Origin of the sequence: Roseococcus sp. SDR (assembly GCF_019083995.1) — a bacterium.
Taxonomy (GTDB): Bacteria; Pseudomonadota; Alphaproteobacteria; order Acetobacterales; family Acetobacteraceae; genus Roseococcus.
Map to the genome: position 1 here is coordinate 147,929 of NZ_JAHRCU010000010.1, position 24,150 is coordinate 172,078.

At 69.9% G+C, this 24,150-nt stretch carries 25 protein-coding genes; 12 read left to right on the forward strand and 13 right to left on the reverse strand.

What is annotated here, in order from left to right; genetic code table 11:
* The first annotated feature begins 26 nt into the window (after positions 1-26).
* Complete coding sequence (locus KTR66_RS13330; protein ID WP_213613114.1) at positions 27-965, forward strand: Gfo/Idh/MocA family protein; 939 nt, start codon at positions 27-29, stop codon at positions 963-965.
* Between the two features lie 8 nt (positions 966-973).
* Here the strand turns inward: KTR66_RS13330 and KTR66_RS13335 are convergent, their stop codons facing one another.
* Entirely contained in the window at positions 974-1,288 is a 315-nt protein-coding gene (locus KTR66_RS13335) for a hypothetical protein (protein WP_249732095.1), read from the reverse strand.
* 85 nt (positions 1,289-1,373) lie between these two features.
* Here KTR66_RS13335 and otnK point away from each other — a divergent pair, with 85 nt between their 5' ends.
* Genes otnK through KTR66_RS13350 form a run of 3 tightly spaced genes read left to right on the forward strand, consistent with a single transcriptional unit; the run spans position 1,374 to position 3,852 of the window.
* Positions 1,374-2,636, forward strand: a complete 1,263-nt coding sequence (gene otnK, locus KTR66_RS13340; protein ID WP_213613116.1) for a 3-oxo-tetronate kinase — start codon at positions 1,374-1,376, stop codon at positions 2,634-2,636.
* A 2-nt stretch (positions 2,637-2,638) separates the two neighbouring features.
* A complete protein-coding gene (locus KTR66_RS13345) occupies positions 2,639-3,259 on the forward strand; it encodes an aldolase (RefSeq protein WP_213613172.1) in 621 nt (206 codons plus the stop codon).
* An 8-nt stretch (positions 3,260-3,267) separates the two neighbouring features.
* Positions 3,268-3,852, forward strand: coding sequence for a nitroreductase family protein (locus KTR66_RS13350; RefSeq protein WP_213613118.1), 585 nt, complete (start codon positions 3,268-3,270; stop codon positions 3,850-3,852).
* A gap of 82 nt (positions 3,853-3,934) precedes the next feature.
* On the opposite strand, the gene KTR66_RS13355 is transcribed toward KTR66_RS13350, so the two are convergent.
* Both KTR66_RS13355 and KTR66_RS13360 read right to left on the reverse strand, forming a co-directional pair.
* The gene (locus KTR66_RS13355; RefSeq protein ID WP_213613120.1) at positions 3,935-4,435 is read right to left on the reverse strand and encodes a hypothetical protein; all 501 of its coding nucleotides are present in this window, start codon (positions 4,433-4,435) and stop codon (positions 3,935-3,937) included.
* Between the two features lie 580 nt (positions 4,436-5,015).
* Positions 5,016-6,137 carry a bifunctional 2-methylcitrate synthase/citrate synthase gene (locus tag KTR66_RS13360; protein WP_213613121.1) on the reverse strand — a complete coding sequence of 374 codons (1,122 nt, stop codon included), beginning with the start codon at positions 6,135-6,137 and terminating at the stop codon, positions 5,016-5,018.
* A 161-nt stretch (positions 6,138-6,298) separates the two neighbouring features.
* Here KTR66_RS13360 and KTR66_RS13365 point away from each other — a divergent pair, with 161 nt between their 5' ends.
* The 3 genes from KTR66_RS13365 to KTR66_RS13375 all read left to right on the forward strand — a co-directional run bounded on the left by KTR66_RS13365 (position 6,299) and on the right by KTR66_RS13375 (position 9,102).
* Positions 6,299-6,676 (forward strand): hypothetical protein, encoded by a 378-nt coding sequence (locus tag KTR66_RS13365; protein WP_213613123.1) that lies wholly within the window; start codon positions 6,299-6,301, stop codon positions 6,674-6,676.
* A 92-nt stretch (positions 6,677-6,768) separates the two neighbouring features.
* On the forward strand, positions 6,769-8,142 hold the full coding sequence (locus KTR66_RS13370) for a dihydroorotase family protein (protein ID WP_213613125.1): 1,374 nt from the start codon (positions 6,769-6,771) through the stop codon (positions 8,140-8,142).
* Between the two features lie 72 nt (positions 8,143-8,214).
* Positions 8,215-9,102: an S-methyl-5'-thioadenosine phosphorylase gene (locus tag KTR66_RS13375; RefSeq protein ID WP_213613127.1), complete on the forward strand. Its 888-nt coding sequence runs from the start codon at positions 8,215-8,217 to the stop codon at positions 9,100-9,102.
* Here KTR66_RS13375 and KTR66_RS13380 read toward each other — a convergent pair.
* The 8 genes from KTR66_RS13380 to KTR66_RS13415 are packed head-to-tail and all read right to left on the reverse strand — an operon-like array spanning position 9,089 to position 17,920.
* On the reverse strand, positions 9,089-10,822 hold the full coding sequence (locus tag KTR66_RS13380; RefSeq protein WP_213613129.1) for an ABC transporter ATP-binding protein/permease: 1,734 nt from the start codon (positions 10,820-10,822) through the stop codon (positions 9,089-9,091). The two genes, KTR66_RS13375 and KTR66_RS13380, sit on opposite strands and share 14 nt — an antisense overlap.
* Entirely contained in the window at positions 10,819-12,999 is a 2,181-nt protein-coding gene (locus tag KTR66_RS25190) for a glycosyltransferase (protein WP_213613131.1), read from the reverse strand. The genes KTR66_RS13380 and KTR66_RS25190 overlap by 4 nt, the downstream gene beginning before the upstream one ends.
* Entirely contained in the window at positions 12,999-14,222 is a 1,224-nt protein-coding gene (locus KTR66_RS13390; RefSeq protein WP_213613133.1) for a DUF1499 domain-containing protein, read from the reverse strand. The genes KTR66_RS25190 and KTR66_RS13390 overlap by 1 nt, the downstream gene beginning before the upstream one ends.
* On the reverse strand, positions 14,219-14,506 hold the full coding sequence (locus tag KTR66_RS13395; protein WP_213613134.1) for a DUF3253 domain-containing protein: 288 nt from the start codon (positions 14,504-14,506) through the stop codon (positions 14,219-14,221). Before KTR66_RS13395 ends, KTR66_RS13390 begins: the two co-directional genes overlap by 4 nt.
* On the reverse strand, positions 14,503-15,102 hold the full coding sequence (locus KTR66_RS13400) for a pyridoxamine 5'-phosphate oxidase family protein (protein WP_213613136.1): 600 nt from the start codon (positions 15,100-15,102) through the stop codon (positions 14,503-14,505). The genes KTR66_RS13395 and KTR66_RS13400 overlap by 4 nt, the downstream gene beginning before the upstream one ends.
* Positions 15,099-16,040 (reverse strand): NAD(P)/FAD-dependent oxidoreductase, encoded by a 942-nt coding sequence (locus KTR66_RS13405; RefSeq protein ID WP_213613138.1) that lies wholly within the window; start codon positions 16,038-16,040, stop codon positions 15,099-15,101. The genes KTR66_RS13400 and KTR66_RS13405 overlap by 4 nt, the downstream gene beginning before the upstream one ends.
* A 45-nt stretch (positions 16,041-16,085) precedes the next feature.
* A complete protein-coding gene (gene zigA, locus KTR66_RS13410) occupies positions 16,086-17,300 on the reverse strand; it encodes a zinc metallochaperone GTPase ZigA (protein ID WP_213613140.1) in 1,215 nt (404 codons plus the stop codon).
* A complete protein-coding gene (locus tag KTR66_RS13415) occupies positions 17,297-17,920 on the reverse strand; it encodes a DUF1826 domain-containing protein (protein WP_213613142.1) in 624 nt (207 codons plus the stop codon). The genes zigA and KTR66_RS13415 overlap by 4 nt, the downstream gene beginning before the upstream one ends.
* A 104-nt stretch (positions 17,921-18,024) precedes the next feature.
* Here KTR66_RS13415 and eno point away from each other — a divergent pair, with 104 nt between their 5' ends.
* Positions 18,025-19,302, forward strand: a complete 1,278-nt coding sequence (gene eno, locus KTR66_RS13420) for a phosphopyruvate hydratase (RefSeq protein ID WP_213613144.1) — start codon at positions 18,025-18,027, stop codon at positions 19,300-19,302.
* A gap of 71 nt (positions 19,303-19,373) precedes the next feature.
* Here the strand turns inward: eno and KTR66_RS13425 are convergent, their stop codons facing one another.
* Together KTR66_RS13425 and KTR66_RS13430 are read right to left on the reverse strand one after the other, a co-directional pair.
* On the reverse strand, positions 19,374-20,003 hold the full coding sequence (locus KTR66_RS13425) for a hypothetical protein (RefSeq protein WP_213613146.1): 630 nt from the start codon (positions 20,001-20,003) through the stop codon (positions 19,374-19,376).
* A gap of 10 nt (positions 20,004-20,013) precedes the next feature.
* On the reverse strand, positions 20,014-20,730 hold the full coding sequence (locus KTR66_RS13430; protein ID WP_213613148.1) for a hypothetical protein: 717 nt from the start codon (positions 20,728-20,730) through the stop codon (positions 20,014-20,016).
* A 209-nt stretch (positions 20,731-20,939) separates the two neighbouring features.
* On the opposite strand from KTR66_RS13430, the gene KTR66_RS13435 reads away from it, so the two are divergent.
* From KTR66_RS13435 to KTR66_RS13450, 4 genes are all read left to right on the forward strand, one after another.
* Entirely contained in the window at positions 20,940-21,269 is a 330-nt protein-coding gene (locus KTR66_RS13435) for a septum formation initiator family protein (protein ID WP_249732096.1), read from the forward strand.
* 231 nt (positions 21,270-21,500) lie between these two features.
* On the forward strand, positions 21,501-22,496 hold the full coding sequence (gene pdhA, locus KTR66_RS13440) for a pyruvate dehydrogenase (acetyl-transferring) E1 component subunit alpha (protein WP_213613176.1): 996 nt from the start codon (positions 21,501-21,503) through the stop codon (positions 22,494-22,496).
* A 1-nt stretch (position 22,497) separates the two neighbouring features.
* Positions 22,498-23,832: a pyruvate dehydrogenase complex E1 component subunit beta gene (locus KTR66_RS13445; protein ID WP_213613150.1), complete on the forward strand. Its 1,335-nt coding sequence runs from the start codon at positions 22,498-22,500 to the stop codon at positions 23,830-23,832.
* Between the two features lie 12 nt (positions 23,833-23,844).
* Positions 23,845-24,150, forward strand: a 306-nt coding sequence (locus KTR66_RS13450) for a biotin/lipoyl-containing protein (protein ID WP_213613152.1), incomplete at its 3' end; no start/stop codon positions are given.

The following is a 24,150-nucleotide window of genomic DNA, read 5'->3' on the forward strand; positions in this document are numbered from 1 at the left end:
TTGCCGGGAATTGTTAGTGCAGCGCCATGAAATCCCTCAAGATCGGCGTCTTCGGCGCCGGCCATTTCGGCCGTTTCCATGCCCTCAAGCTGCGCGGCGCGGCGCGGGCGGCGCTGGCCGGCCTGCATGACCCGGACCCGGCCCGCGCCGCCCTGGTGGCGGGCGAGGCCGGCTGCCAGGCGCTGACCGCCGAGGCCCTGATGGCGGCCAGCGACGCCGTGATCATCGCGACGCCCACCCTATATCATGCGCGGATCGCCGAGCAGGCGCTGGCCATGGGCCGCCACGTCTTCGTCGAAAAGCCGATCACCGCGACCCTGGCCGAGGCCGATGCGCTGATCGCCCTCGCCGCCCGAGAGCGGCGCGTGCTGATGGTCGGCCAGATCGAGCGCCACTCGGCCGCCATCCGCACCCTGCGCGAGAACCTGGCCGGCCGCCGGCTGATGTCGCTTGAGGCGACGCGCGTCGCCCCCTTCCGGCCGCGCAGCCTGGATGTCTCGGTGGTGCTCGACCTGATGATCCATGACCTGGACCTGATCCTCTCGCTGGTGCCCGCCCCGCTCACCGAGGTGCGGGCCGTGGGCGGCGCGGTCATGACCAACCTGCCCGACTGGGCGGTGGCGCAGCTGCGCTTCGCCAATGGCGCCCAGGCCCAGGTGACGGCAAGCCGGGTCGCGGTCGGGCTGGAGCGCAAGCTGCGCGCGCTGGGACCGGAGGGCGAGATGCGGGTGGATTTCATGGCCCGCAGCATCGAGTTCCTGGCCCCCGATGGCGGCCAGGGCGTCGAGCACATGGCGGGCTGGAGCCTGGTCCGCCGGAGCTGGACCGATTACGACAGCCTGGAGGCCGAGCAGAGCGCCTTCATCGCCGCCATTCTGGACGGCATCCCGCATGAGGCGAATGGCGACCAGGGCCGCGCCGCCCTGGACGCGGCGCTCAGGGTCGAAGCGGCGCTGAAGGGCTAGCCTGCGCCCTATTGCCGGCGGACGATGATCCGGATCGGCATGGGCTCGATCCCGGCCTTGCGCATCTGCCGCCGCCGCCACCAGAGGGAGATGGCGGCGATGGTCCCCGCGCCGATGACGACGGGCAGCAGAAGCCCGATGAAGAAGATGGCGACAGCCACCAGCAGCAGCCCGCCGGCCGCGAGCGCGACGAGCATCGCGATCCCGCCCATCCGCGCGAGCAGCAGGTTGAAGCCGCTGGGCTTCGGCGCTTCCCGGAACTCGCCCTCGGGCGTCATGTCCAGCACCGGCCGATGGTGTGTCGGATTGTCCATGCCGGTCATGTTGCCCTGCGCGGCCCGGGGTTCAAGGGCCGTTTGCGGGCAGGGGCGGCTCGGCCTACATCACGCGTGATCAATGGAGAATCCCATGCCGCTTCTGGGCTGCATCGCCGATGACTTCACCGGCGCCACCGACCTCGCCAGCACCCTCGTCCGCCAGGGCATGCGCGCGGTGCAGGTGATCGGCGTCCCCGCCGGGCCGCTGCCCGAGGCGGATGCGGTGATCATCGCGCTCAAGTCCCGCACCATCTCGGCGGCGGATGCGGTGGCGCAGTCGCTTGCCGCCGGCGAGGCGCTGCTGGCGGCGGGTGCCAAGCAGATCCTCTTCAAATACTGCTCCACCTTCGACAGCACCGATGACGGCAATATCGGCCCGGTGGCGGAAGCGCTGCTGAAGCGCCTGGATGGCGGCTTCGCCATCGCCTGCCCGGCCTTCCCGACCAATGGCCGCACCATCTACCAGGGCCATCTCTTCGTGGGTGCGAACCTGCTGAACGAGAGCGGAATGGAGAACCATCCGCTGACGCCGATGCGTGACGCCAACCTGGTGCGCGTGCTGGGCCGACAGACCGAGGGCAGCGTGGGGCTGCTGCCGTTCACGGTGGTGGAGCAGGGGGCGGCGGCCATCCGCGCCGAAGTCACGCGGCTGCGCGACGCGAACCGCCGCTTCGCCATCGCCGATGCCATCACCGACCAGCACCTCATGGCGCTGGGCGAGGCCTGCGCGAACCACGCGCTGATCACCGGCGGCTCGGGCATCGCGATGGGGCTGCCCGAGAATTTCCGCCGCGCCGGCCTGCTGCCCGCGCGCGCCGATGCGGGCACGCTGCCTGAAGTGGGCGGCCCCTGCGCCGTCATCGCCGGCTCCTGCTCGCGTGCCACGCTCGGGCAGATCGGCCTCGCGCGCGACCATGTGCCGACGCTGGAACTGGATGCGCTCGCGACACCCGATGCCTCGGCTCTGATCCGGCAGGCGCGCGACTGGATGGCGGGCAAGCTCGACGCCGCGCGCCCCATCGTCATCGCCGCCTCCGGCACGCCGGAGCGTGTCGCCGCCCTGCAAGCCAAGCTCGGCCGCGATGCGGCGGGTGCCCTGGTGGAGGAGGCGCTGGCCGGGATCGCCGCCGATCTCGTCGCATCCGGCGTGCGCCGTCTGGTCGTCGCCGGCGGCGAGACCTCGGGCGCGGTGGTGCAGCGCCTCGGCGTGGAGGCGCTGCGCATCGGTGCCGAGATCGACCCCGGCGTGCCCTGGACGCATGCCACGCCGGCCACTGCGCCCGAGGGGATGCTGCTCGCGCTCAAGAGCGGCAATTTCGGCGCGCGCGACTTCTTCCTGAAGGCCTTCTCGTGAGCCTGCACGAGGAGGAGCAGCGCCAGCTTCTCGTCAGCCTGGGCGCCTCGCTCTTCGCGCGCGGCTTCAGCGTGGGCAGTGCCGGCAACATCAGCGTGCGCCTGCCCGATGGCTACCTGATGACGCCGACCAACTCCTCGCTCGGCCGGCTCGATGCCGCGCGCATCAGCAAGCTCGACCTGGAGTGGCGGCATGTGGGGGGCGACAAGCCGACGAAGGAGGTGTTCCTGCATCGCGCCTTCCTCGACGCGCGGCCCGATGCCGGGGCGGTGGTGCATTTGCACTCGACGCACGCCACCGCCATCTCCTGCCTGGAGGAGGCGGTGATCCCGCCGCTCACGCCCTATTTCGTGATGCGCGTGGGGCGCACGCTTCCCCTCATTCCCTATTACCGGCCCGGCGATGCGGCGATGGAGCCCGCCATCCACGCGGCGGCGAAGACGGCCAAGGCCGTGCTGCTCGCCAATCACGGCCCGGTGATCTCAGGCCCCACGCTGACCGATGCGGTCAACGCGGCCGAGGAGCTGGAGGAGGCGGCACGCCTTGCCCTCATGCTCCGCACGCTCAATCCCCGCCTGCTCACGCCCGCGCAGGTGGATGATCTTCTCAACACCTTTGGATAGGACGTTTCATGGATCGCACCGCCCCCACCGAGCACCCCGTGCTGCCCGCCATCGCGGCGCGCTGGAGCCCGCGCAGCTACCTGGCCACGCCGGTGACGGATGCGCAGCTGCACTCCGTGCTGGAGGCCGGCCGCTGGGCCGCTTCCGCCTATAACGAGCAGCCCTGGCAGTATCTGGTCGCGCGCAAGAACGTGGAGGCCGAGGCCTATGAGAAGCTGAAGGCCTGCCTCGTCGCCTTCAACCAGGGTTGGATCGGTGAGGTGCCCGTCCTGATGCTCGCCTGCGCGCGGCTGAACTCGGCCGGCAACGGCAAGCCCAACCCGTGGTCGCATTACGATGCCGGTCAGGCGAGCAGTGCCATGGCGATCCAGGCGGCCGCGCTCGGCCTGCAACTGCACCAGATGGCGGGCTTCGATGCGGCCGCCGCCCGCGCCGCCTTCAGCATCCCCGAGGATGTTGCGCCGATCGCGGCGATGGTCCTGGGCACGCCCGGCCCGGCCTCCGCGCTGCCCGAGCAGCTCGCCCAGCGCGAGACGGCCCCGCGCATGCGCAAGCCGGCGGGTGAAGTCTTCTTCTTCGGCAAGTGGGGCTGATGCAGGGCCGCTGAGGCCCGCACGAAAAAGGCGCCACCCGCGAGGGTGGCGCCTTCCTTTTTGGACCCGAGGGTCCGTCCGATTACGAGGACGGCGTCTCGGAAGCGGCCGGAGCCGGAGCAGCGGCGGCGGCCTTCTTGGCGGCGCGGGTCGCGGCAGCCTTCTTCGCGGCCTCGGCGCGCTTCGGATCCTTCGCGGGAGCGGCCTTCTTCGCAGCAGGCTTCTTCGCGGGGGCGGCCTTCTTCGCGGGGGCGGCCTTCTTGGCAGCCGGCTTCTTGGCGGCGGCCTTCTTGGGCGCGGCCTTCTTCGCGGGGGCGGCCTTCTTGGCAGCCGGCTTCTTGGCGGCGGCCTTCTTGGGCGCGGCCTTCTTCGCGGGGGCGGCCTTCTTGGCAGCCTGCTTCTTCGCGGCGGCCTTCTTGGGCGCGGCCTTCTTCGCGGGCGCGGCCTTCTTGGCAGCCGGCTTCTTCGCGGCGACGCGGCCGCGCGCGGTGGCGGGCTTCTTCGCGGTGCGGCGGGCGCCGGCGGCAACCGCCATGGCTTGCGCGCGTGGCGCGACGTCGGGGGTTTCGGTCGTGTCGGTCATCAGGCTCTCCTTGCGCCGTGGCGCATCGGTGGGGTTGGACTTACTGGCCGCGGCGGCATCGCACCGCGGCGGATGGCAGAGAGTTCGAACAGGCGAAGATCATCGTCGTGAGGAGCTCTTGCGCTGAGTCGCGCAACCGCGCGGTTCCCGGTTGACCACCATGATCACCCATCGCCCGGCGGAGGCTTGCGCCTTCCTCCCGCAGAGGCCGGAATGTTGTTCCGGCTAACCTCATCGAGGTTTCCCCCTTCCGTCCGCCGCTCGCCCTGCTCTGCGATCGCGATGCCTGGCTCTCCGTGGTTCGCGTGATATGCGGCGGTCGAGCAAGGTACGAATCGCGCGTCAATGCGTGCGTGCGCAACGCTATCGGAATGCGCGAGTTGCGTGTCAAACACATTCTGCTTTTGTGGCGAGAATTTTTGCTCGCGCGTCGCGCATGCATCACGCTCAGCGCCGCGCACGCCGCGTGATGTGCATCGCGCACGATGCATCGAGAGCGCCGCACGCATCATCGCGACGTTGCGAAAAGGGCCGCCCGATCCCTCGGGCGGCCCTTCGCGTTAACACTCTCGCGCGTCGTTCAGCGTGCCGGAACGGGCCGCTGCTCCACGCCGTTGTAGAGCGAGAGCGGCCGGATCAGCCGGTTGTCCGCACCTTGTTCGAAGACATGCGCGGCCCATCCGGTGATGCGGCTGCACACGAAGATCGGCGTGAACATCGGGATGTCGAAGCCCATCAGGTAGTAGGCGGGGCCCGCCGGGAAATCGAGGTTCGGGTGGATGTTCTTCTCGGCGAGCATGACGCGCGCGAGCACGGCCGAGGTGTTCATCCAGCGCTTGTCGCCCACGACGTCGGCCATGATCTCGGCGTATTTCTTCATCGTCGGCACGCGGCTGTCGCCGTTCTTGTAGACGCGGTGGCCGAAGCCCATCACCAGCGCCTTGTGGTCGAAACGGTCGCGCAGCCAGGACTCCGCGGCCTCCGGCGAGGGGATCTCCTTCAGCATGTGCATCACCGCCTCATTGGCGCCGCCATGCAGCGGGCCCTTGAGTGCGGCGATGCCCGCCGTGATCGCGCCGTGCAGGTCCGCCATCGTCGAGGTGACGACGCGCGCGGCAAAGGTCGAGGCGTTGAAGGTGTGTTCCGCGTAGAGGATCATCGAGACGTCGAAGGCCTTGATCACCTCGGGCTGCGGTACGCGGCCGAAGACCATGTGGAAGAAGTTCTCGCAGAAGGGCAGCGAGGCGTCCGGCGCGATGGGTGCCAGGCCCTTGCTCAGCCGGTTCGTCGCCGCCACCGCCGTCGGGATCTTCGCCAGCAGGCGGATCGCCTTGCGGCGCTGCGCGGCATCGCTGATGTCGGCCGTCTCGGGGTCTTCCATCCCCATGAAGGAAACGGCGGTGCGAATCGCATCCATCGGATGCGCCTCCTTCGGGAATTCCGCCAGCACGCGCATCAGCTCGGGCGAGAGGGCGCGCTGCGAGCGCTCAGCCTCGGCGAAGGCGGCGCGCTCGGCGGCATTCGGCAACTCGCCATTCCAAAGCAGGTAGGCGACGTCCATGAAGTTGGAGTTCTCGCACAGGTCCTGCACGGCATAGCCGCGATAGGTCAGGCTGTTGGTCTCGGGCATCACCTTCGAGACGCTCGACTCGTCGGCATAGACGCCGACCAGCCCTTTGCGGACTTCGATCTGTTCAGCCATGGCATTCCTCATCGTGTGCACGGGCGGTTTCTTGTGCGGTGCAGCTTAAGCGCGCGCGCGCTTCTGTCCATGGGCCGCGCCGATCACGGGCATCGGGCCGATCTTCTTTCCCGAAGCTTCCCGCAGCGGCATGCTTTGCCCTCGCATGACAGGAGAGAACCATGCTTCGCCCCTTCGCCGCCCTTGGCTTTGCCGCCTGTGTCTTCGCGGTCCAGCCGGCGCGGGCGCAGTTCGCGCCTCCCCCGCCCGAGTGCGTCACGGCCGGCTTGATCGCCCTGGCCGGCTTCGAGACGCGGATCGTCGGGGGGAGGCTCGAGACGCCATCGCTGATCCTCGAGTATGTGGTCACCCTCCGCGCCACCCGGCCTGTGCGCTTCGTCAATGTCCTGTTCACCGCGCCGAATGCGCCTCTCGTCTCCATCGCGCCCGAGCTGCCCGTCGGCGTGCCGACCCGGGTGTCACTGGGTACCCGCAACGGCCCGCCCCTCTCCGACAGCGAGTTGCGGAATGGCCTGCGGGTGAACTGCACGCCGGCCTGAGGCTGAAACGGGTTGGCGCGCGCGGCCTCCGCGCCTAGCTTTCCCTCGCGCCGCATCGTCTCGATCGCGGCACGGTTGGGGAAGACGCGAGCATGGCTTTCGATCTGGTGGTGCGCGGCAGCCTGGTGCTGCCTGATGGGATGTTGGAGAACGGCTACGTGGCGGTGGCCGGCGGCGTGATCGCCGCCATCGGCCAGGGCAGCCCGCCCGCCGCCTCCGAGGTGGTGGACCATCGCGGCAAGCTGATCTTCCCGGGCCTCGTGGATGGCCACATGCACACCAGCAGCAGTACCGGCTGGCCGGGAATCGAGGGCGCCTCCATGTCCGCCGCCGCCGGCGGGGTCACCACCTGCGTGGACATGCCCTATGACGTGCCGCGCCCGGTGACGGATGCCGGCATCCTCGCCGAGAAGATCCAGGTGGTGAACGCCACCTCCCATGTGGACATGGCGCTCTATGGCACCATCCGGAAGGATGGTGGCGTGGAGGAGATCGCGGGCCTCGCCAAGGCCGGCGTCTGCTCCTTCAAGCTCTCCACCTATGAATATGACGCGGTGCGCTTCCCGCGCATCAACAACACCATGATGGTCGAGGCCTTCGCCGAGATCGCCAAGACCGGCCTGATGGTGGGCATCCACAATGAGGATCAGGAGATCGTCGAGGGCGCCATCGCCGCGGCGAAAGCCACCGGCCGCACCGACCCGATCATGCATGCCCGCACCCGCCCGCCGCTCTGCGAGACCATGGCGGACCTCGCCATCTTCGAAATGGCGCTGGAGACCGGCGCCCATGTCCATATCGCCCATTCCTCCCTCGCCCGCGGCTTTGACCTCGCCGAGATCTTCCGCAGGCAGGGCGGCAAGACCTCGGGCGAGGCCTGCATCCAGTACCTGTGCATGACGGAGGAGGACCTCGTCCGGCTCCAGGGCTTCGGCAAGTGCAACCCGCCCTTCCGCACGAAGGATGAGGTGGAGCGCATCTGGGGCAGCATCGCCGAGGGCAAGGTCGCCTATGTCTCGACCGACCACGCGCCCTGGCCGCGCCACCGCAAGGAATATACGGGCGACATCTTCGCCTGTGGCGCGGGCCTGACCGGGTTGCAGAGCTTCGCGCCGCTCATGTTCACCCTGCTGCGCCAGCGCGGCCTCTCGCCCACGCTGATGGCGAGCCTCTGCGCCGAGCGCCCGGCGAAGTTCCACGGCCTCTTTCCGAAGAAGGGCGCCATCCGCATCGGCTGCGACGCCGACCTGCTGGTGATGGAGGAGGGCGAGTTCACCTTCGACGCGCGCGACATCCAGGACCGCGAGGACGCCAAGTGGTCGCCCTATGACGGCATGGCGATGAAGGCCCGGGTCGCCGGTACCTTCCTGCGCGGCCATTGCATCTGGGACGGCCAGAAGGTGCTGGCCCGCCCGGGCACCGGCCGCTTCGTGCCGCGCCAGCATCGCGAGACCTTCACGGGCTGACGCCTGCCGGGTGGTTGGCGGGAAGGCGGGGCGCCGGTATGGACGTCCCGTCACCACCCGGAGCGCCTGCCCATGTCCGCCAGCATCACCCCCGTCATCGGCCTGATCGGCGGTTCGGGCCTCTATGACATTGACGGGCTGCAGGACCGCGAGTGGCGGCATGTGCCCACCCCCTGGGGTTCGCCCTCCGACCAGCTGCTCTTCGGCACGCTGGGGGGCGTGCGCTGCGTCTTCCTGCCGCGCCATGGCCGCGGCCACCCCAACCCGCCCTCCGCGCTGAACTTCCGCGCCAATATCGATGCGCTGAAGCGCAGCGGCGTCACCGATGTGATCTCGCTCTCGGCGGTCGGCTCGCTGCAGCCGCAATACCCGCCCGGCCATTTCGTGATCGTGGACCAGTTCATCGACCGCACCTTCGCCCGCGAGAAATCCTTCTTCGGCCCGGGCTGCGTCGCCCATGTCAGCGTGGCGCACCCGACCTGCCCGCGCCTGTCCGACGCCATCGCCGAGGCCGGCAAGGAGCTCGACCTGCCGATGACCAAGGGCGGCACCTACCTCGTCATGGAAGGTCCGCAATTCAGCACCAAGGCCGAGAGCCTGCTCTATCGCCAATGGGGCTGCGACGTGATCGGCATGACCAACATGCCCGAAGCGAAGCTCGCCCGCGAGGCGGAGCTTTGCTACGCCTCCGTCGCCATGGTGACGGATTTCGACTGCTGGCACCCGGACCATGACCACGTCACGGTGGACCAGGTGGTGAAGGTCCTCTTCTCCAATGCCGACAAGGCACGCGCGCTGGTCAAGGCGCTGATCCCCCGCATCGGCGCGCCGCGCGGCCCCTGCGAGGCGGGCTGCGACCGCGCGCTGGACCATGCGCTGATCACGGCACCCGAGATGCGCGACCCGCGGATGCTGGCCAAGCTGGACGCCGTGGCCGGCCGCGTCCTCAACCCGCGCTGAGCGGCTCCACCAGCGCCCCGTCCCGGAAGGCGATGTGCCGGCTGTGGTATTCCGCCACGGCCGGACGATGCGCGATGGAGAAGATCATCGCCCCCGGCAGGCGTTCGGCCAGCACCTCATAGAGCCGCCGCTCGCCGGCCGGATCGAGGCTCGCCGTCGCCTCATCCAGGAAGAGCCAGTCGGGCTTCAGCAGCAGGGCGCGGGCCAGCGCGACCCGCTGCTGCTCGCCGCCCGAGAGGAGCTGGGACCAGGCCTCCTCCAGATCGAGCTTGGGCGCCAGATGCGAGAGGCCCGCATCCTCCAGCGCGGCCAGGATTTGCTCATCGGTAAAGGCATCGGCCGGGGCGGGGTAGCACAGCACGCGGCGCAGCGTGCCGAGCGGCAGATAGGGCCGCTGCGGCAGGAAAAGCGCGCGCCCGCCTTCCGGCGTCTCCAGCCGGCCATGGCCGAAGGGCCAGATGCCGGCCAGCGCGCGGAACAGCGTGGACTTCCCGCTGCCCGAGGCGCCGGTGAGCAGCACGCGCTCGCCCGCGCGCAGTTCCAGCGCCGCATCCTCCAGCAGCACGCGGCCATCGGGCAGGCGCAGCGTCAGGCCCGAAAGGCGGATGCGGCCGGGCTCACCCGTCTCCGCGCGCATGCCCTCCCCCTCGCGCGCGGCGAGGCGCGCGGCGTCCAGCGCGTCGCGGAAGCCGGTGAGGCGCGTCACCGTCGCGCGCCATTCCGTCAGGCTCGCGTAATTGTCCACGATCCAGGAAAGTGCGCCCTGCACCTCGCCAAAGGCCTGCGCCGTCTGGGTCAGCCCGCCCAGCGGGATGCGCCCGGCGAAGAAGGCGGGGGCGGCGACCACGAAGGGAAACACCGTCGCCACCTGGGTATAGCCGGCGGTGAAGAAAGTCAGGCGCTTGGTCGCCACCATCAGCGCCCAGAAATTCTCCATCAGCGCCCGGAAGCGGGTGACGAGCGCGCCGCGCTCCTCCGCCTCGCCGCGATGCAGCGCCACCCCTTCCGTGCTGTCGCGGAAGCGCACCAGCGCGTAGCGGAAATCCGCCTCCACCTTCTGCTGGTTGAAGTTCAGCCGCGTCAGCCGCCGCCCGATCAGATGCGCGAGCCAGGTGCCCAGCGCCGCATAGAGGATGGCGACCCAGACCATGTAGCCCGGGATGGTGATGCCAAAGAGGGTCGCCGGCCCCGAGAGCGCCCAGAGCACCAGCAGGAAGGAGAAGAGCGTCACCACGCTGCGCATCAGCCCGAGCCCCAGCGCCAGCGTCTCATCCACGAAGAGGCGCGCATCCTCGGAGAGCCGCTGGTCCGGGTTGTCGGTGCCGTAGCTGCTGAGCGCCATCCGATAATAGACGCGATCCGCGAGCCAGCCCGCCAGCAGCGTCTCCGTCGTCCAGCGGCGCCAGCGGATCTGCAGCGCCTGGCGCAGGTAGATCGCGTAGACCGCGATCAGGATATAGGCCGTCGCGATCCAGACGAAGCCCGGCATCAGGCCGCTCTCGGTGTCCTTCCAGGTGAAGAGCAGGGCCGAGAAGGCCTCGGCGTCGCGCGCCTCCAGCGCGTTGAAGAACTCCCGGTTCCAGTAGGAGAGCATCACCGACATCGCGACCAGCGCGAGGTTCAGCCCGACGACGATGCCGAGCAGGCCGCGCGCGGCCCAGCGTTCCTCGCTCCGCCAATAGGGCAGGGCGAGCGAGAGGGCCTCGCGGATGGCCGTCATGCGGGAAGCTCCGGAATGCGGGAGAGAAGATCGAGCGCGCCCGGATGGCCGGGCGCGATGCGCAGCGCCTGCGCTGCCAGCAGCCTGGCACTGGCCGGCTGCTCCTGCCGCAGCGCGAGGCGGGCGGTGGCCAGCATGGCCTCGGCGCTGTTGGGCGGCAGCCGCGCGACCTCGCCCTGGGCCTCGGTCACGTGCGGCGCGTGCTGCCAATAGGCTTCGCGCCGCGCCTGCATGCCGGCGAGCTCCCTCTCGAGGGCGAGGCGCATGGCCGGGCGAAGCGCCTCGGGCAAGGCGGCCAGCGCCGGGCGCATGGCGCGGGCATAGCTGCGATAGAGGAAATCCGGATCATGCGCCGCCGTCTGCGCGCCCTCCCAGATGCGGTAGCAGTAGAGGATCTCGGGCAGGCATTCGAGGTGCAGCCCGGCCAGGGCCGCCGCCTGCAGGAATTCCCAATCCTCGAAATAGGCGCGGTCCAGGGTGAAGCCGCCCATGCGGTCCCACGCGCTGCGGCGCATGAACATGTTGGCGTCGCCCATGCCGTTGCGGAAGACGCCGAGTGCCGAGTTGGGCCCGGTCGGGATCCAGCCGATGGGCCGTGCGCTGCGATGGCGCGGCGGCGCGCCGGCACCGCGGAAGGACTGCATCTGGCAGGTGAGCACATCGGCGCCCGAACGGCGCGCGGCGGCGACGAAGGTCGAGACCTCATCCGGCCAGGCGGCGTTGTCGTCATCCATGAAGAGCAGGAACTCGCCGCGCGCCGCCTCCACCGCGCGGTGGCGGGTGATGCCCTGCCAGGAATTCTCCGCATTGCGCAGCAGCGTCCAGCCGCGCGCGGCGAAGCGGGGCCTGAGCGCCTCATGGAAGCGCTGGGCCGCGGGGTCCGTGCTCGCGTCATCCACCAGGACGAGTTCGAGGTGCGGATAATCCTGTGCCTCGATGGAGGCGATGGCGTGGGCCAGCGGCCCGTGCCGATTGAAGGCCGCCATGCAGACCGAGACGAGGGGATGGCCCTCCAGCACGGGCGGCGCGGGCAGCGGCGCCAGCGCCGCATGCCAGTCGAGCCAGAGCCGCGCCGCATCCTCGGGCGCGATGGCCGCACGCCCGGGTGCGGCGCCTTCGTTCAGCGCGCGGCCCAGTGCCGCGCTCAGGGCCGTGGGGTTGCGCGGATAGAGCAGCCGCGCGCGGTCCGCCTCGGCCACCAGCTCCCCGATGCCGCCGACATCTGGCGCCAGCAGGGGCAGCCCCGCCGCCAGGCACTCCAGCACCACATAGGGTGCGTTCTCCATGCGCGACGCGATGACCGCCAGCCGCCCGGGCCCCGCCAGATATTCCCGCGCCTCATGCGGATCGAGGTCGTTCACCACCGTCCAGGGCATGGGCCAGGCCTCGGCCGCGGCGCCGATCCAGGCGAGCGCGTGCACGCCCGCCATGTGCCCGACCTTGCCGAGGAAGGTGACCCGCGCCGGCGCCTGGCCGGCGCGCACCAGCCGCGTCACCGCCTCGCAGAAGAGGCCGAGGCCCTTGCGCTCCTCCAGCCGGCCGAAGAAGACCAGCTCCGTCACCGGGCGCGGCGTGAAATCGGTTGCCGCGCGGCCGAGGAAGCTCGCCGGCAGCAGGTTCGGCATGACCGCCGCCTGCGGCAGCTTCCAGCCCATCTCCGCCACCTGGTCGAGGATGTAGCGCGACGGCGCGGTGACGAGATCCGCCCCCTCCGCGCTGCGCCGCTCCATCCAGTCGGTCTCCAGCTCGCCGCTATGGGTGATGAACTGGGCGGAATGGGCGAAGTGCCAGAAGGTCGGGCTATGGATCTGGCAGATCAGGCGCGTCCGCTGGAAGGCGAGGCCGCAGCGCTTGGCGACCGTGATCCAGTAGCCGATGCCGCGCATCTCGTGGAAATGGATCGCGTCGAAGTCGCGCGTCTTCAGCCAGTGATAGGCGCCGAGCGAAAGCTCCGCCTCGCCGCCCTCCAGGAAGAGCGAGACGAAATCAATGCCGCGCTTCGCGTAATGCCGCCGCCACCGCGTGACCGGCTCGTTCTCCGTGTAGGAGGAAGGGTAGCAGATGGTGACCTGGTGCCCGGCGGCGACCAGCGTTTCCGCCAGTGCCAGGAAGGCCGTGCCCATCCCGCCATTGCGGATGGGCCCCACGAAATCCAGCGTCAGCAGGCAGATGCGCATCAGGCGATCGCCGTGACGATGAACGCGATGCCGTCCCGTTCGCGCTCCTGGATGCGCCAGCCGGCTTCGCCCAGCCATTCCTCCAGCGCGGCCTCGCCGATGAACCACCACCAGGGGGCGGCGAGACCGGCGGCCTCTGCGGCCTCGCGCGTCAGCCGGCCTGGGAAGGCCGCGAATTGCGGCAGGGTGATGCCATGGGCCTGCAGGGCCGCATCCAGCGCCGCGGCGCGTGCCGCATCCAGCTCCCCCGCATGCCAGGCATCGAAGCCCAGCGCGGCGAGGTCGGGTGTGGCCGGCACCACGCTGCTGCGCAGGATGAGCCGCCGCCCGCCCGTGGCGGCGAGGCCCCGCAGGCGGCGCGGCGGATCCCCATCCAGCCGGGCCAGATCGGCGCCGTCCAGCACGAGGTCCACCTCCGGCAGACGCTCGCGCAGATCCGGCGCATCGAGCGAGCCGCGCATCCACCAGGCGCGCCAGGCCCCCGGGTCCGCATGCAGGGGCGGCGGCAATGGGTCGCGTGCCGCCGCTCGAGCCTCGACCACCGCTTCCGCCTCGGCGGTGAGGCCAAGGCGCTGGCCGGCCTCCAGCAGCAGCGCATCGGCTTGGTCAGGCCGTTCGGCGGACATCACCTGCACCGCGACGGCGCCCGCGGCGAGTGCGCGGAGCGTGATCTCGGGCGTCTCGCGCGCATCGCCCCAGGCGAGCAGGACGCGCTGCCCCTGCGCGGCCTCGATGGCGCGCGCGGCGAAGCGGCTGGGCGGCAGGGGCGGCGGTTCGGGGGCGGCTTCGGCGGCCAGGGCCTCGAGCGCGCCGAGCCAGCGTTCGACGCGGCGGCGGCTGGCGCCGAAATCCGCGGGGCCCAGCAGGCGGCGCGAATAGAGGAAGAGGCTGCTTCCCTCCGGCGTCGCCACGCATTCGGCCACGATGATATCGGGGAAGTTCAGCGCCGAGCGTTCCACCCATTGCGCCTGCCGCCGCTCCGGCCATGCGGCGAGCTGCCAGGTGCGCGGGAAGCCCTTGGCAAGGGCCAGCAGGCGCTCGAACACCGCATCGGGCGTGCCTGGCAGGGTGGGGGCCACCACCTGCTTCGGCCCGGGATGCGAGGCGGGGGCCGCGAGGCAGGCATTGGGAGAGGGCGGCGGCACGAGGGAGGCGAATTCGACCGGGCTTGGCCCTTCAAGGCCGTTCGGGCCCTGGCCCAGCAGCGCGGACAGGCCGCTCACGCCTCGTCTTCGCCCTGGGTTTCAGCGCCGGCCCGCTTCCGGCGCAGGCGGATCACGCCATGCATCGCCTCGGGCGGGATGGGCTTGCCCTTGCGCAGGATCTCGATCTCGCCCGCCGCGGAAAGCCGCGCCGCCGCCTGGCGCACCAGATGCATCAGCGGGCGCCAGTTCTCCGCCTCCAGGCCGCGCGCCACCTCGGAGGGGCAGATGGATTTCGCGGTCGCGTCCAGGCGGCGCAGCATCTCCGCCTCGATCGCCGCGGGTGCGGGCGTGGGGCGGCTCATGGCACGAGCCAGCTGGCGCGCTCCCCGCCCGGCAGCCATTCCAGGCGCGCCCGGCGGTGCCCCTCGGCGGCGAGCCAGAGCCACTCCATGGCGTGCGCGTGCAGCAGGATGGTGCCGAAATGCGCGCGCCCGCTCACCGGGTCCTGCGGGGCGGGCAGCGGGGCGGCGATCTCGGCACCCGGCCCGGGCTCGATCGCGTAGCACATGCGGCTGAAGCTGCGGCTGGCCTGCCAGGCGGCCTCCGCCACCGCATCCTCGGTATGGAGCGAGGCGATGCCCTCGAGGCGGATCTGCACCTGCGCCACGGGGTCATAGGCGTGCAGGGCGCAGCGCGGGTCGCGCGTCAGTTCCGCGAATTTCTCGCTGCGGCGGTCGCTGTGCAGGCGCAGCGTGCGGGTGCCGGCGTCGAAGCCGCGCAGCACCAGCGTGCGGGCGCGCGGCGTGCCGTCCAGGCCGATGCTGGCGAGTGTCGGCGTGTGCAGGGGGCTGCGGCGGTTGGTGACACCCTCGGCAAGCAGGGCGAAGGCGGCCTCGCGCACGGCGCCGAGGTCATCGGCATGGGCCGGCCGGGGCGCCGGTTGCGCGCGCGCGCTCATGCGCCGAGCACCCGGGCGGCCAGCGCCTGCCCGCTCTCCCAGGCGGATTCCGCCCGGCCCGCGAGGCAGCCATCCGAGGCATAGCCGAGGCCGAGCGACGCATCCCACAGGCAGGGCTGACCCAAGGCCACCTCCAGCAACGAATACCGCCAGCGATGCGCGACCGCGAAGAGCGGGGGCGGCGCGGGCAGCGCCGCCAGCAGCCGCGCGATCACCTCTTCGGGCGCCGCTTCGAGGAACTCGCGGCTGAATTCCGGTCCGGCCTGGATCACCCAATTCTCCTGCGCGCGGTCGCGGCCGGGCTTGGCGCTGTCCCGCGCCGCCCAGCCGATGGGGCCGTGGTAGCGCAGCGTGTCCGGCAGATCGAGCTTCCCCGGAAAGGCCGCCATCACCGTCCAGCAGGGCGCGTATTCGATGGGGGCGAGGGGTGCCGCGAAATCGCGAGGCAGGATCGCGCGCGCCTGCTCGGCCGGGAAGGTGACGAGCACGGCGGAAAAGGGGCCCGCCATCTCGGGTGGCGTCTCGGGCAATGGCTTGCCGGGGCGGACCAGGGCCGCGTCCCAATGCGCCACCATCCAGCCCGCCTCCGTCCGGTGCAGTGCGCCGGCATGGCGGCTCGCCTGGAGATCGAGCCCATGCGCGAGATGACGGCCCAGCGCCGACATGCCGGGGCTCGGCACGCGGCGCTTCGCGTCCGGCCAGGGCAGGGTGCGCGCCGCCTCCAGCAGGGCGGCGAAGCCCGACCGCTCGGCGCGGAGATACTGCGCGCCATGGTCAAAGCGGTGGCTCCGCCCCGCATGCTCGATCCGCCGTGTGGCGAGGCGCCCTCCGGCGGCGCGGCCCTTGTCGAAGAGCCGGACCGTGCGGCCCGCGGCGGTCAGGGCTTGGGCGGCGGAGAGGCCGGCGAGGCCGGCGCCGAGGACAGCGATGGGGAGCATGCCTGCATCAACGGCATTTGCAGCGCGCCGCGCAAGTGGGGGGCCTCAGCGGGACCAGGCGGGGAAGGGGTCGGGCAGGCGGGCATGGGCGCGCGCCCCGGCGCGCCATTCCTCATTCGTCAGCAGCGTGGCGTCGAGCTCCGCGCGCAGCTTCGCCTCATCCATGCCGATGCCGATGAAGACGATCTCCTGCCGGCGATCCCCGCTCGGCTCCACCCAGAGGTCGCGGATCATCTGTCGCCAGGCCGGGTCCTCCGGCCAGCGCTGCTCCTCGATCGCGGCCCACCAGAAGCCCGCCCCCTGGTGGCGGCCCATGCGGCCGGCGAGCTGCCATTCGCCCACCCAGGCGGGGCGGGTGGCGAGCCAGAAGAAGCCCTTGGCGCGCACCACGCCCGGCAGGTCGCCCTCGATCAGCGCCTTGAAGCGCGCCGGATGCACCGGCCGCCGCGCCCGCCAGACGAAGCTGGTGACGCCGAACTCCTCGCTCTCCGGCAGATGCTCGCCGAACAGCGCCTTCTGCCAGCCGGCCGCGTTCTGCGCGCGCTCCATGTCGAAGCGGCCCGTGCCCAGCACCTTGGAGAGCGGCACCTGGCCATGCGCGGTGGAGAGGATCTCGGCCGAGGGGTTGAAGGTGGCGAGCAGGGCGGCGAGGCGGCCAAGCTCGGCCTCCGTCACCAGATCGGCCTTGTTCACCACGATGGTGTCGGCGAATTCCACCTGCTCGATCAGCAGGTCCACCAGCAGGCGGTGATCCTCCTCACCGGCACTCTCGCCGCGTTGGCGCAGCGTGTCGGCGCTGGCGTAATCCTCCAGGAAGGCCTTGGCATCCACCACCGTCACCATGGTGTCGAGCTTCGCCACATCGCCCAGGCGGAAGCCGGTCTCGGTCGTGAAGTCGAAGGTGGCGGCGACGGGCATGGGCTCGCTCACACCCGTGCTTTCGATCAGCAGCGCGTCGAAGCGCCCCTCGGCGGCGAGCTTCGCGACCTCCTGCATCAGATCCTCCCGCAGGGTGCAGCAGATGCAGCCATTGCTCATCTCGACGAGCTTTTCCTCGGTGCGGGAGAGGGTGCCGGTGTTGCCGTTTTCATCCGCGGCCGGCCCGCCGACCAGGGCGGCGTCGATGTTCACCTCGCTCATGTCGTTCACGATGACGGCGACGCGCCGGCCCTCGCGATTGGCGAGCACATGGTTCAGCAGCGTCGTCTTTCCGGCGCCGAGGAAGCCGGAGAGGACGGTGACGGGAAGCGGTTGGGTCACGCGCAGCACTCCGGTTCGTCGATGCAGAAGACGAGGCGCGAGCGCTGCGCCTCGGGCAGGTGGGACAGCGGGGGCGAGCGGTGCAGGGTGGTGGCGCCCTCCCGCTTGCGGCCGCGGAATAAAACGACCGAGCAGCGCGGCACCTCCTCGATGCCGGCGCCGGACTCAGGATCGCCCATGCTCCATTGCGTGCCTGGGCCGGCATAGGTGACGAGCAGGCGGAAGCCCACGGAATCCACATGGAACTTGCGGCAGGCATCGCCGGTGATGCCGTCGAAGCGCAGCCGGACATGCTCATTGCGGGTCAGCACCGCGAACATGTGCGACAGGCGCAGCATGTCCGAAAGAAGCTCCATCGGGGCGCCGGCGGGCAGCTGCTCGCAAAGCAGGTCCAGCGCCTCGTCCGGCGTGCCCTCGGCCAGGGCGCGGAAGGCGCCGGCCTGGCGCAGCGGGCGGAGCGGCTTGCCGAAGCCGGATGGCTCCTCGCGCAGCCAGAGGGCGAGGGCGACGTCCGGGCGGAGCGCCGTCAGCAGCACCGTCTCGGGCGTGCCGATCACGGCGCGGGCGGGGGCCTCATGCGCCGCGGCGTCGGGGGGGAAGGCTTCGCAGAGGAGGGGCATGGATGTGATATTATAACATCCGTATCTCGACACAAGGCCTCACCTTGCCCTTTCGCGCCGCCCGGCCTATCCGCGCGGGCATCCGCAGCCGGAAGGACCGACCCATGCCCGCCATTGCCGACATCATTGCCCGCGAAGTGCTCGACAGCCGCGGCAACCCGACGGTGGAGGCGGAGGTGATCCTGGATGATGGCAGCCGCGGCCGCGCCGCCGTCCCCTCCGGCGCCTCGACCGGCGCGCATGAGGCCGTCGAGCTGCGCGATGGCGACAAGGCGCGCTACGGCGGCAAGGGCGTGCTCAAGGCCGTCGCCAATGTGGAAGGCGAGATCTTCGACGCCATCGGCGGCCTGAACGCGGCCGACCAGGTGAAGATCGACCAGATGATGATCGAGCTCGACGGCACGCCCAACAAGTCGCGCCTCGGCGCCAACGCCATGCTGGCGGTCAGCCTCGCCACCGCCAAGGCGGCGGCCCAGGCGCATGGCCTGCCGCTCTATCGCTATGTGGGCGGCGCCTATGCCCGCACCCTGCCGGTGCCGATGATGAACATCATCAATGGCGGCCAGCACGCCGACAACCCGATCGACATCCAGGAATTCATGATCATGCCGGTCGCCGCCGGCACCATCGCCGATGCGGTGCGCGTGGGCTCCGAGATCTTCGCCGCGCTGAAGAAGCAGCTGCACGCCGCCGGCCACAACACCAATGTGGGCGATGAGGGCGGCTTCGCGCCCAATATCGGCAGCGCGGATGAGGCGCTGGCCTTCATCGCCAAGGCCTGCGAGGCCGCCGGCCACCGCGTGGGCGAGGATGTGATGTTCGCCCTCGATTGCGCCGCCACCGAATTCTACAAGGACGGCGTCTATGACATGGAGGGCGAGGGCAAGAAGCTCGATGCCGCCGGCATGGTGGGCTACCTGGAAGGCCTCTGCGCCAAGTGGCCCATCATCTCCATCGAGGACGGCATGTCCGAGGATGACTGGGCCGGCTGGAAGCTGCTGACCGACCGCCTGGGTGCGAAGGTGCAGCTGGTGGGCGACGACCTCTTCGTGACCAACCCCGAGCGCCTGGCCATGGGCATCGAGCGCGCGACGGCCAATTCCATCCTGGTGAAGGTGAACCAGATCGGCACCCTGACCGAGACGCTGGAGGCCGTGGATATGGCGCATCGCGCCAGCTACACGGCGGTGATGAGCCACCGCTCGGGCGAGACGGAGGATTTCACCATCGCCGACCTCGCCGTCGCCACCAATTGCGGGCAGATCAAGACCGGCTCGCTCAGCCGTTCGGACCGGCTGGCCAAGTACAACCAACTGATCCGCATCGAGCAGGATCTGGGGCCGGCTGCCCGTTACGCCGGCCGGACCATCCTGAAGCGCTGAGGAAAGGGCCTCCGGCGGCCGGGGCCGAGAGGCCCCGGACCCCGATCCCTGGCGCCGCGGGCCGCGCCATCTCAGCCTTCCAGGAGGAAGGGGCCGTAATGGGCCAGGACGCTGGCGAAGGCGGCTTCGCCATATTCCTCGTCCATGGCGTCCTTGAGGTCGGCCAGCGCCGCTTCACCCTGGAATTCCGGCAGCAGGGCCTCGCGCAGGAAGGCTTCGGGGCCGGCGAAGGCGGCGCACACATCCTCCATGGCGTGGATCGCGAAGCTGCGATCCTCGGGGAAGAGGATGTGGAAGCTGTAGCGATGCGCCTCGAAGAAGCTGGAAATGAGGGCGGCCTCCAAGGGGATGCGCCAGACGGCCGTAGGGGGAGTGGTGCCCCGGCCACTCACATAGGTCCCGCACAGGTGGGTGGTGTTGCGACGCTTGAGGGCCGCGACGAGCGGCTCGAACATGTCCGGCGGGCCGCTGTTGCGGATATCCCAGTGCTGGAGGAGTTGGACGCGCCAGTCATGCTCGCCTAGCCACGCATTGCTGAGCCTTGTGCCCGGCGCACCTGATCGGGTCTTGAAGACTTCCAGCATGTCGTAGGCCTTGTCGCGCAGCGCCATTTGTGCGGCGCGGCCCGGGATATGGGCCATGCCTTCCATAAACTCTTCGAGGCAGGGGCCGGGGAGGTCGTCACTGTCGTCCTGGGTCATGCGCGGGCTCCTAATCATTCAGCCGATAGCGGATCTTGTGGATGGTGGCCCATTCTTCCCGGCCGCCGGGAAGCACCACTCGCTGCTGCACATCCAGCGTGGGAAAGGGCGTATCCCGGATTGTTGTACTCGGCCTCACGGTGATCTGCCTGTTGTCGTCCAGGCGGTAGATTCGGACGTCACTGTCCGGATCTGCTCGGCGCATTTGGATAGGCCGTAGCTCCGTGATGTCGCGCTCGCGCAAACTCGATCCGCCATCGCGCCGCCATTGGAACTCGCCATTCCTCAACACGGGTTTCTCGGGATCCGGCGCTGTCAGCCGGTCCCGCAGCAGCCGGTCAATGCGCTGGCCGACTTCATCCTCCGGCGCGGCGGGCGGCGGCAGGGTTGGCCGCGGGCCGCGGCGGTCATCATTGTTCGGCCTTCGTCCTGGCCCGCCCCGGCCATCGGTCGGGCCGCGCGTCAGGCGGTCCCAGAGGGATCTTCGCCAATTCGCGTATTGGATGGTCCCGGGCGGCGCGGCGCCCGCGCTTGAGCCGGCGCCACCCGGCGGCGGGCTGCGCCAATGGCCGGCGACGGGCTTGCCCTCGCGCCGATAGGGCCGCACCCAGACGGCGCCGCGGGCCGCACCGTCCTTCGGATGCAGCGCGCCGAAGCCGCCGCGCACCCAGGCGGCGAAGGCATCGCGCTCCGGGTGGCCGCTTTGCCAGTAGCGTGGTTCGCGCATGGCGCTTCGCAGATCGGCTTCGGTGATGCGGATGGGATTGGTCCGCGAGGCAGGGCATGTTCCTGGTTTCGTCGGCCAGCAATAAAATCCTATGTCCCGCATTGCTTTCCGTCTTCGCGCCCGAGAAGCGGCGGAAACCCTTGCGCGCGCGCCCGGATGGTGATTCTGTCGGATTCGCGCGTCGGGGGACGGGCTTTCTGGGGGTTTTCATGAATTTCGGGCGGTGGCTCATCCGCATGCTCAAGCTGCTGGCGCCGCCGGTCATCCTGGCGAGCATCGCGGCCTTCTTCGTCTGGCACGCCTCGCACGGGGATCGCGGCCTGATCGCACGCGAGCAGCGCCTGGCCGAGATCGCCGCCGCCCGCATCGAGCGCGACCGCGCCATCGCCGAGCGCGAGGCGGCGGAGCGCCGGGTGAACGCCATGCGCGGCGACAGGCTGGACCCCGACCAGCTCGAGGAACGCGCCCGGGCCATGCTGAATCTCACCACGCGGGAGGAGATCGTGATCCCCTATCCGCCCGGCCAGCGGCTTTTCTGAACAATCAAAGGCTTCGGCCGATTGTTGCGCTGCGGCATCACGAAAGACGTTAACTGATAATCGGTTAATCGCCGCATTCCGTTGCAATGCAACGGATTTTTGCCATCCTTTCCATGCTTGCACAGCCTCTCCGGGCAGCGTAATCAGCGATGATCACGCAGGGAGAGATCCATGGCCGCCAAAGCCCCACCCGCCAAGCGTCGCGCAAAAAGCGCGGCCGAGCAGCCCGCCATGGGGCGTGACGCGCTCCTTCAGGCCTATCGCGACATGCTGCTGATCCGCCGCTTCGAGGAGAAGGCCGGCCAGCTCTACGGCATGGGCCTGATCGGCGGCTTCTGCCACCTCTATATCGGCCAGGAAGCGGTCGTCGTCGGCATGCAGGCGGCCCTCAAGCCGGGCGACCAGGTCATCACCTCCTACCGCGACCATGGCCACATGCTGGCGACCGGCATGGAAGCGCGCGGCGTGATGGCCGAGCTGACGGGCCGCATTGGCGGCTATTCGCGCGGCAAGGGCGGCTCCATGCACATGTTCAGCCGCGAGAAGGGCTTCTATGGCGGCCATGGCATCGTGGGCGCCCAGGTCTCGCTCGGCGCCGGCCTGGCGTTTGCCAACATGTATCGCGGCAATGACCATGTGGCCGTCGCCTATTTCGGCGAAGGCGCGTCGAACCAGGGCCAGGTCTATGAGAGCCTGAACCTGGCGGCGCTGTTCAAGCTGCCCTGCATTTTCGTGATCGAGAACAACAAGTACGGCATGGGCACCAGCGTGGACCGCGCCTCGGCCTCGCGCGACCTGTCGCAGAACGGCAGCCCCTGGGGCATCCCGGGCGAGCAGGTGGACGGCATGAACGTCGTCACCGTGCATGAGGCGGCGCAGCGCGCCGTGGCGCATTGCCGCGCCGGCCTCGGCCCGTATCTGCTGGAGATGAAGACCTACCGCTATCGCGGCCACTCCATGTCCGACCCCGCGAAGTACCGCACGCGCGAGGAGGTGCAGAAGATGCGCGAGCAGCATGACTGCCTGGAGACGGCGCGCGCCATGCTGCTGGGCCAGGGCGTGACCGAGGCCGAACTCAAGAAGCTTGATGACGAGGTGAAGGTGATCGTCCAGGACAGCGCCGATTTCGCGCAGGAATCCCCCGAGCCGCCGGAGAGCGAACTCTGGACCGATGTGCTGCTGCCAAGCCCCGGCTCCGACGGGGCGTTCGGCCAAGGAGTCAAGTAAGATGGGCGTTGAAATCCTGATGCCGGCGCTGAGCCCCACCATGACGGAGGGCAAGCTCGCCAAGTGGCTCAAGAAGGAAGGCGATGCGGTGAAGGCCGGCGACGTGATCGCCGAGATCGAGACCGACAAGGCGACCATGGAAGTGGAAGCCGTGGATGAGGGCACGCTGACGCGCATCCTCGTTCCCGAGGGCACCGAGAATGTCGCGGTGAATGCGCCCATCGCGGAGCTGGATGGCGGCGGCGCGCCCAAGGCGGCACCTGCGCCGGTCGCCGCGCCCGCGCCCGTTGCCGCCGCCCCCGCCACCATTCCCGCCGCCCCGCGCGCCGTCAGCGCCGAGAAGGATTGGGGGCCGACGAAGACGATGACGGTTCGCGAGGCGCTGCGTGACGCCATGGCCGCCGAGATGCGCCGCGACGCCGATGTCTTCCTGATCGGCGAGGAGGTCGCGCAGTACCAGGGCGCCTACAAGATCAGCCAGGGCCTGCTGGACGAGTTCGGCCCGAAGCGCGTGATGGACATGCCCATCACGGAGCATGGCTTCACCGGCATGGCGGTGGGGGCAGCCTTCACCGGCCTCAAGCCCATCGTCGAGTTCATGACCTTCAACTTCTCGATGCAGGCGATCGACCAGATCATCAACTCGGCCGCCAAGACGCTCTACATGTCGGGCGGGCAGCTCGGTTGCCCCATCGTCTTCCGTGGCGCCAACGGTGCAGCCAGCCGCGTCGCCGCCCAGCACAGCCAGTGCTATGCAAGCTGGTACGCCCATTGCCCGGGCCTGAAGGTGGTCGCACCCTGGAGCGCGGCGGATGCCAAGGGCCTGCTGCGCGCCGCCATCCGCGACCCCAACCCGGTCATCTTCCTGGAGAACGAGATCCTCTACGGGCACAGCTTCGAATGCCCGACGGATGAGGATTTCATCCTGCCCATCGGCAAGGCCAAGGTGGAGCGCGAGGGGACGGACGTGACCATCCTCGCCTTCTCCATCATGGTCGGCATGGCCATGCAGGCGGCCGAGAAGCTGGCCGAGCAGGGCATCAGCGCCGAGGTGATCAACCTGCGTAGCCTCCGCCCGCTCGATATCGACACCATCGTGGCGAGCGTGAAGAAGACCAACCGCGTGGTGACGCTGGAGGAGGGCTGGCCCTTCGCCGGCATCGGCGCCGAGCTTGCCATGCAGATCATCGAGCATTGCTTCGACGATCTGGATGCGCCGCCGGTCCGCGTGCATGGCCTCGACATCCCGATGCCCTATGCCGCGAATCTCGAGAAGCTCGCCCTGCCGCGTCTGGAGCAGGTGGTGGATGCCGCCCGTTCCGTGACCTATCGCTGAGGAGCACGCATCATGGCCACCAACATCCTGATGCCCGCCCTCTCGCCGACCATGACGGAGGGCACCCTCGCCAAATGGCTGAAGGCCGAGGGCGACACGATCAAGGCCGGCGACGTGATCGCCGAGATCGAGACCGACAAGGCGACCATGGAAGTGGAAGCCGTGGATGAGGGCGTGCTGGGCAAGATCCTCGTCCCCGCCGGCACCGAGGGCGTGAAGGTGAACGCGCCCATCGCCGTGCTGGTGGAGCCGGGCGAGGCCGCGCCGACCGGCGCCGCGCCGGCCGCGCCGAAGCCTGCCGCTGCCGCGCCTGCGGCC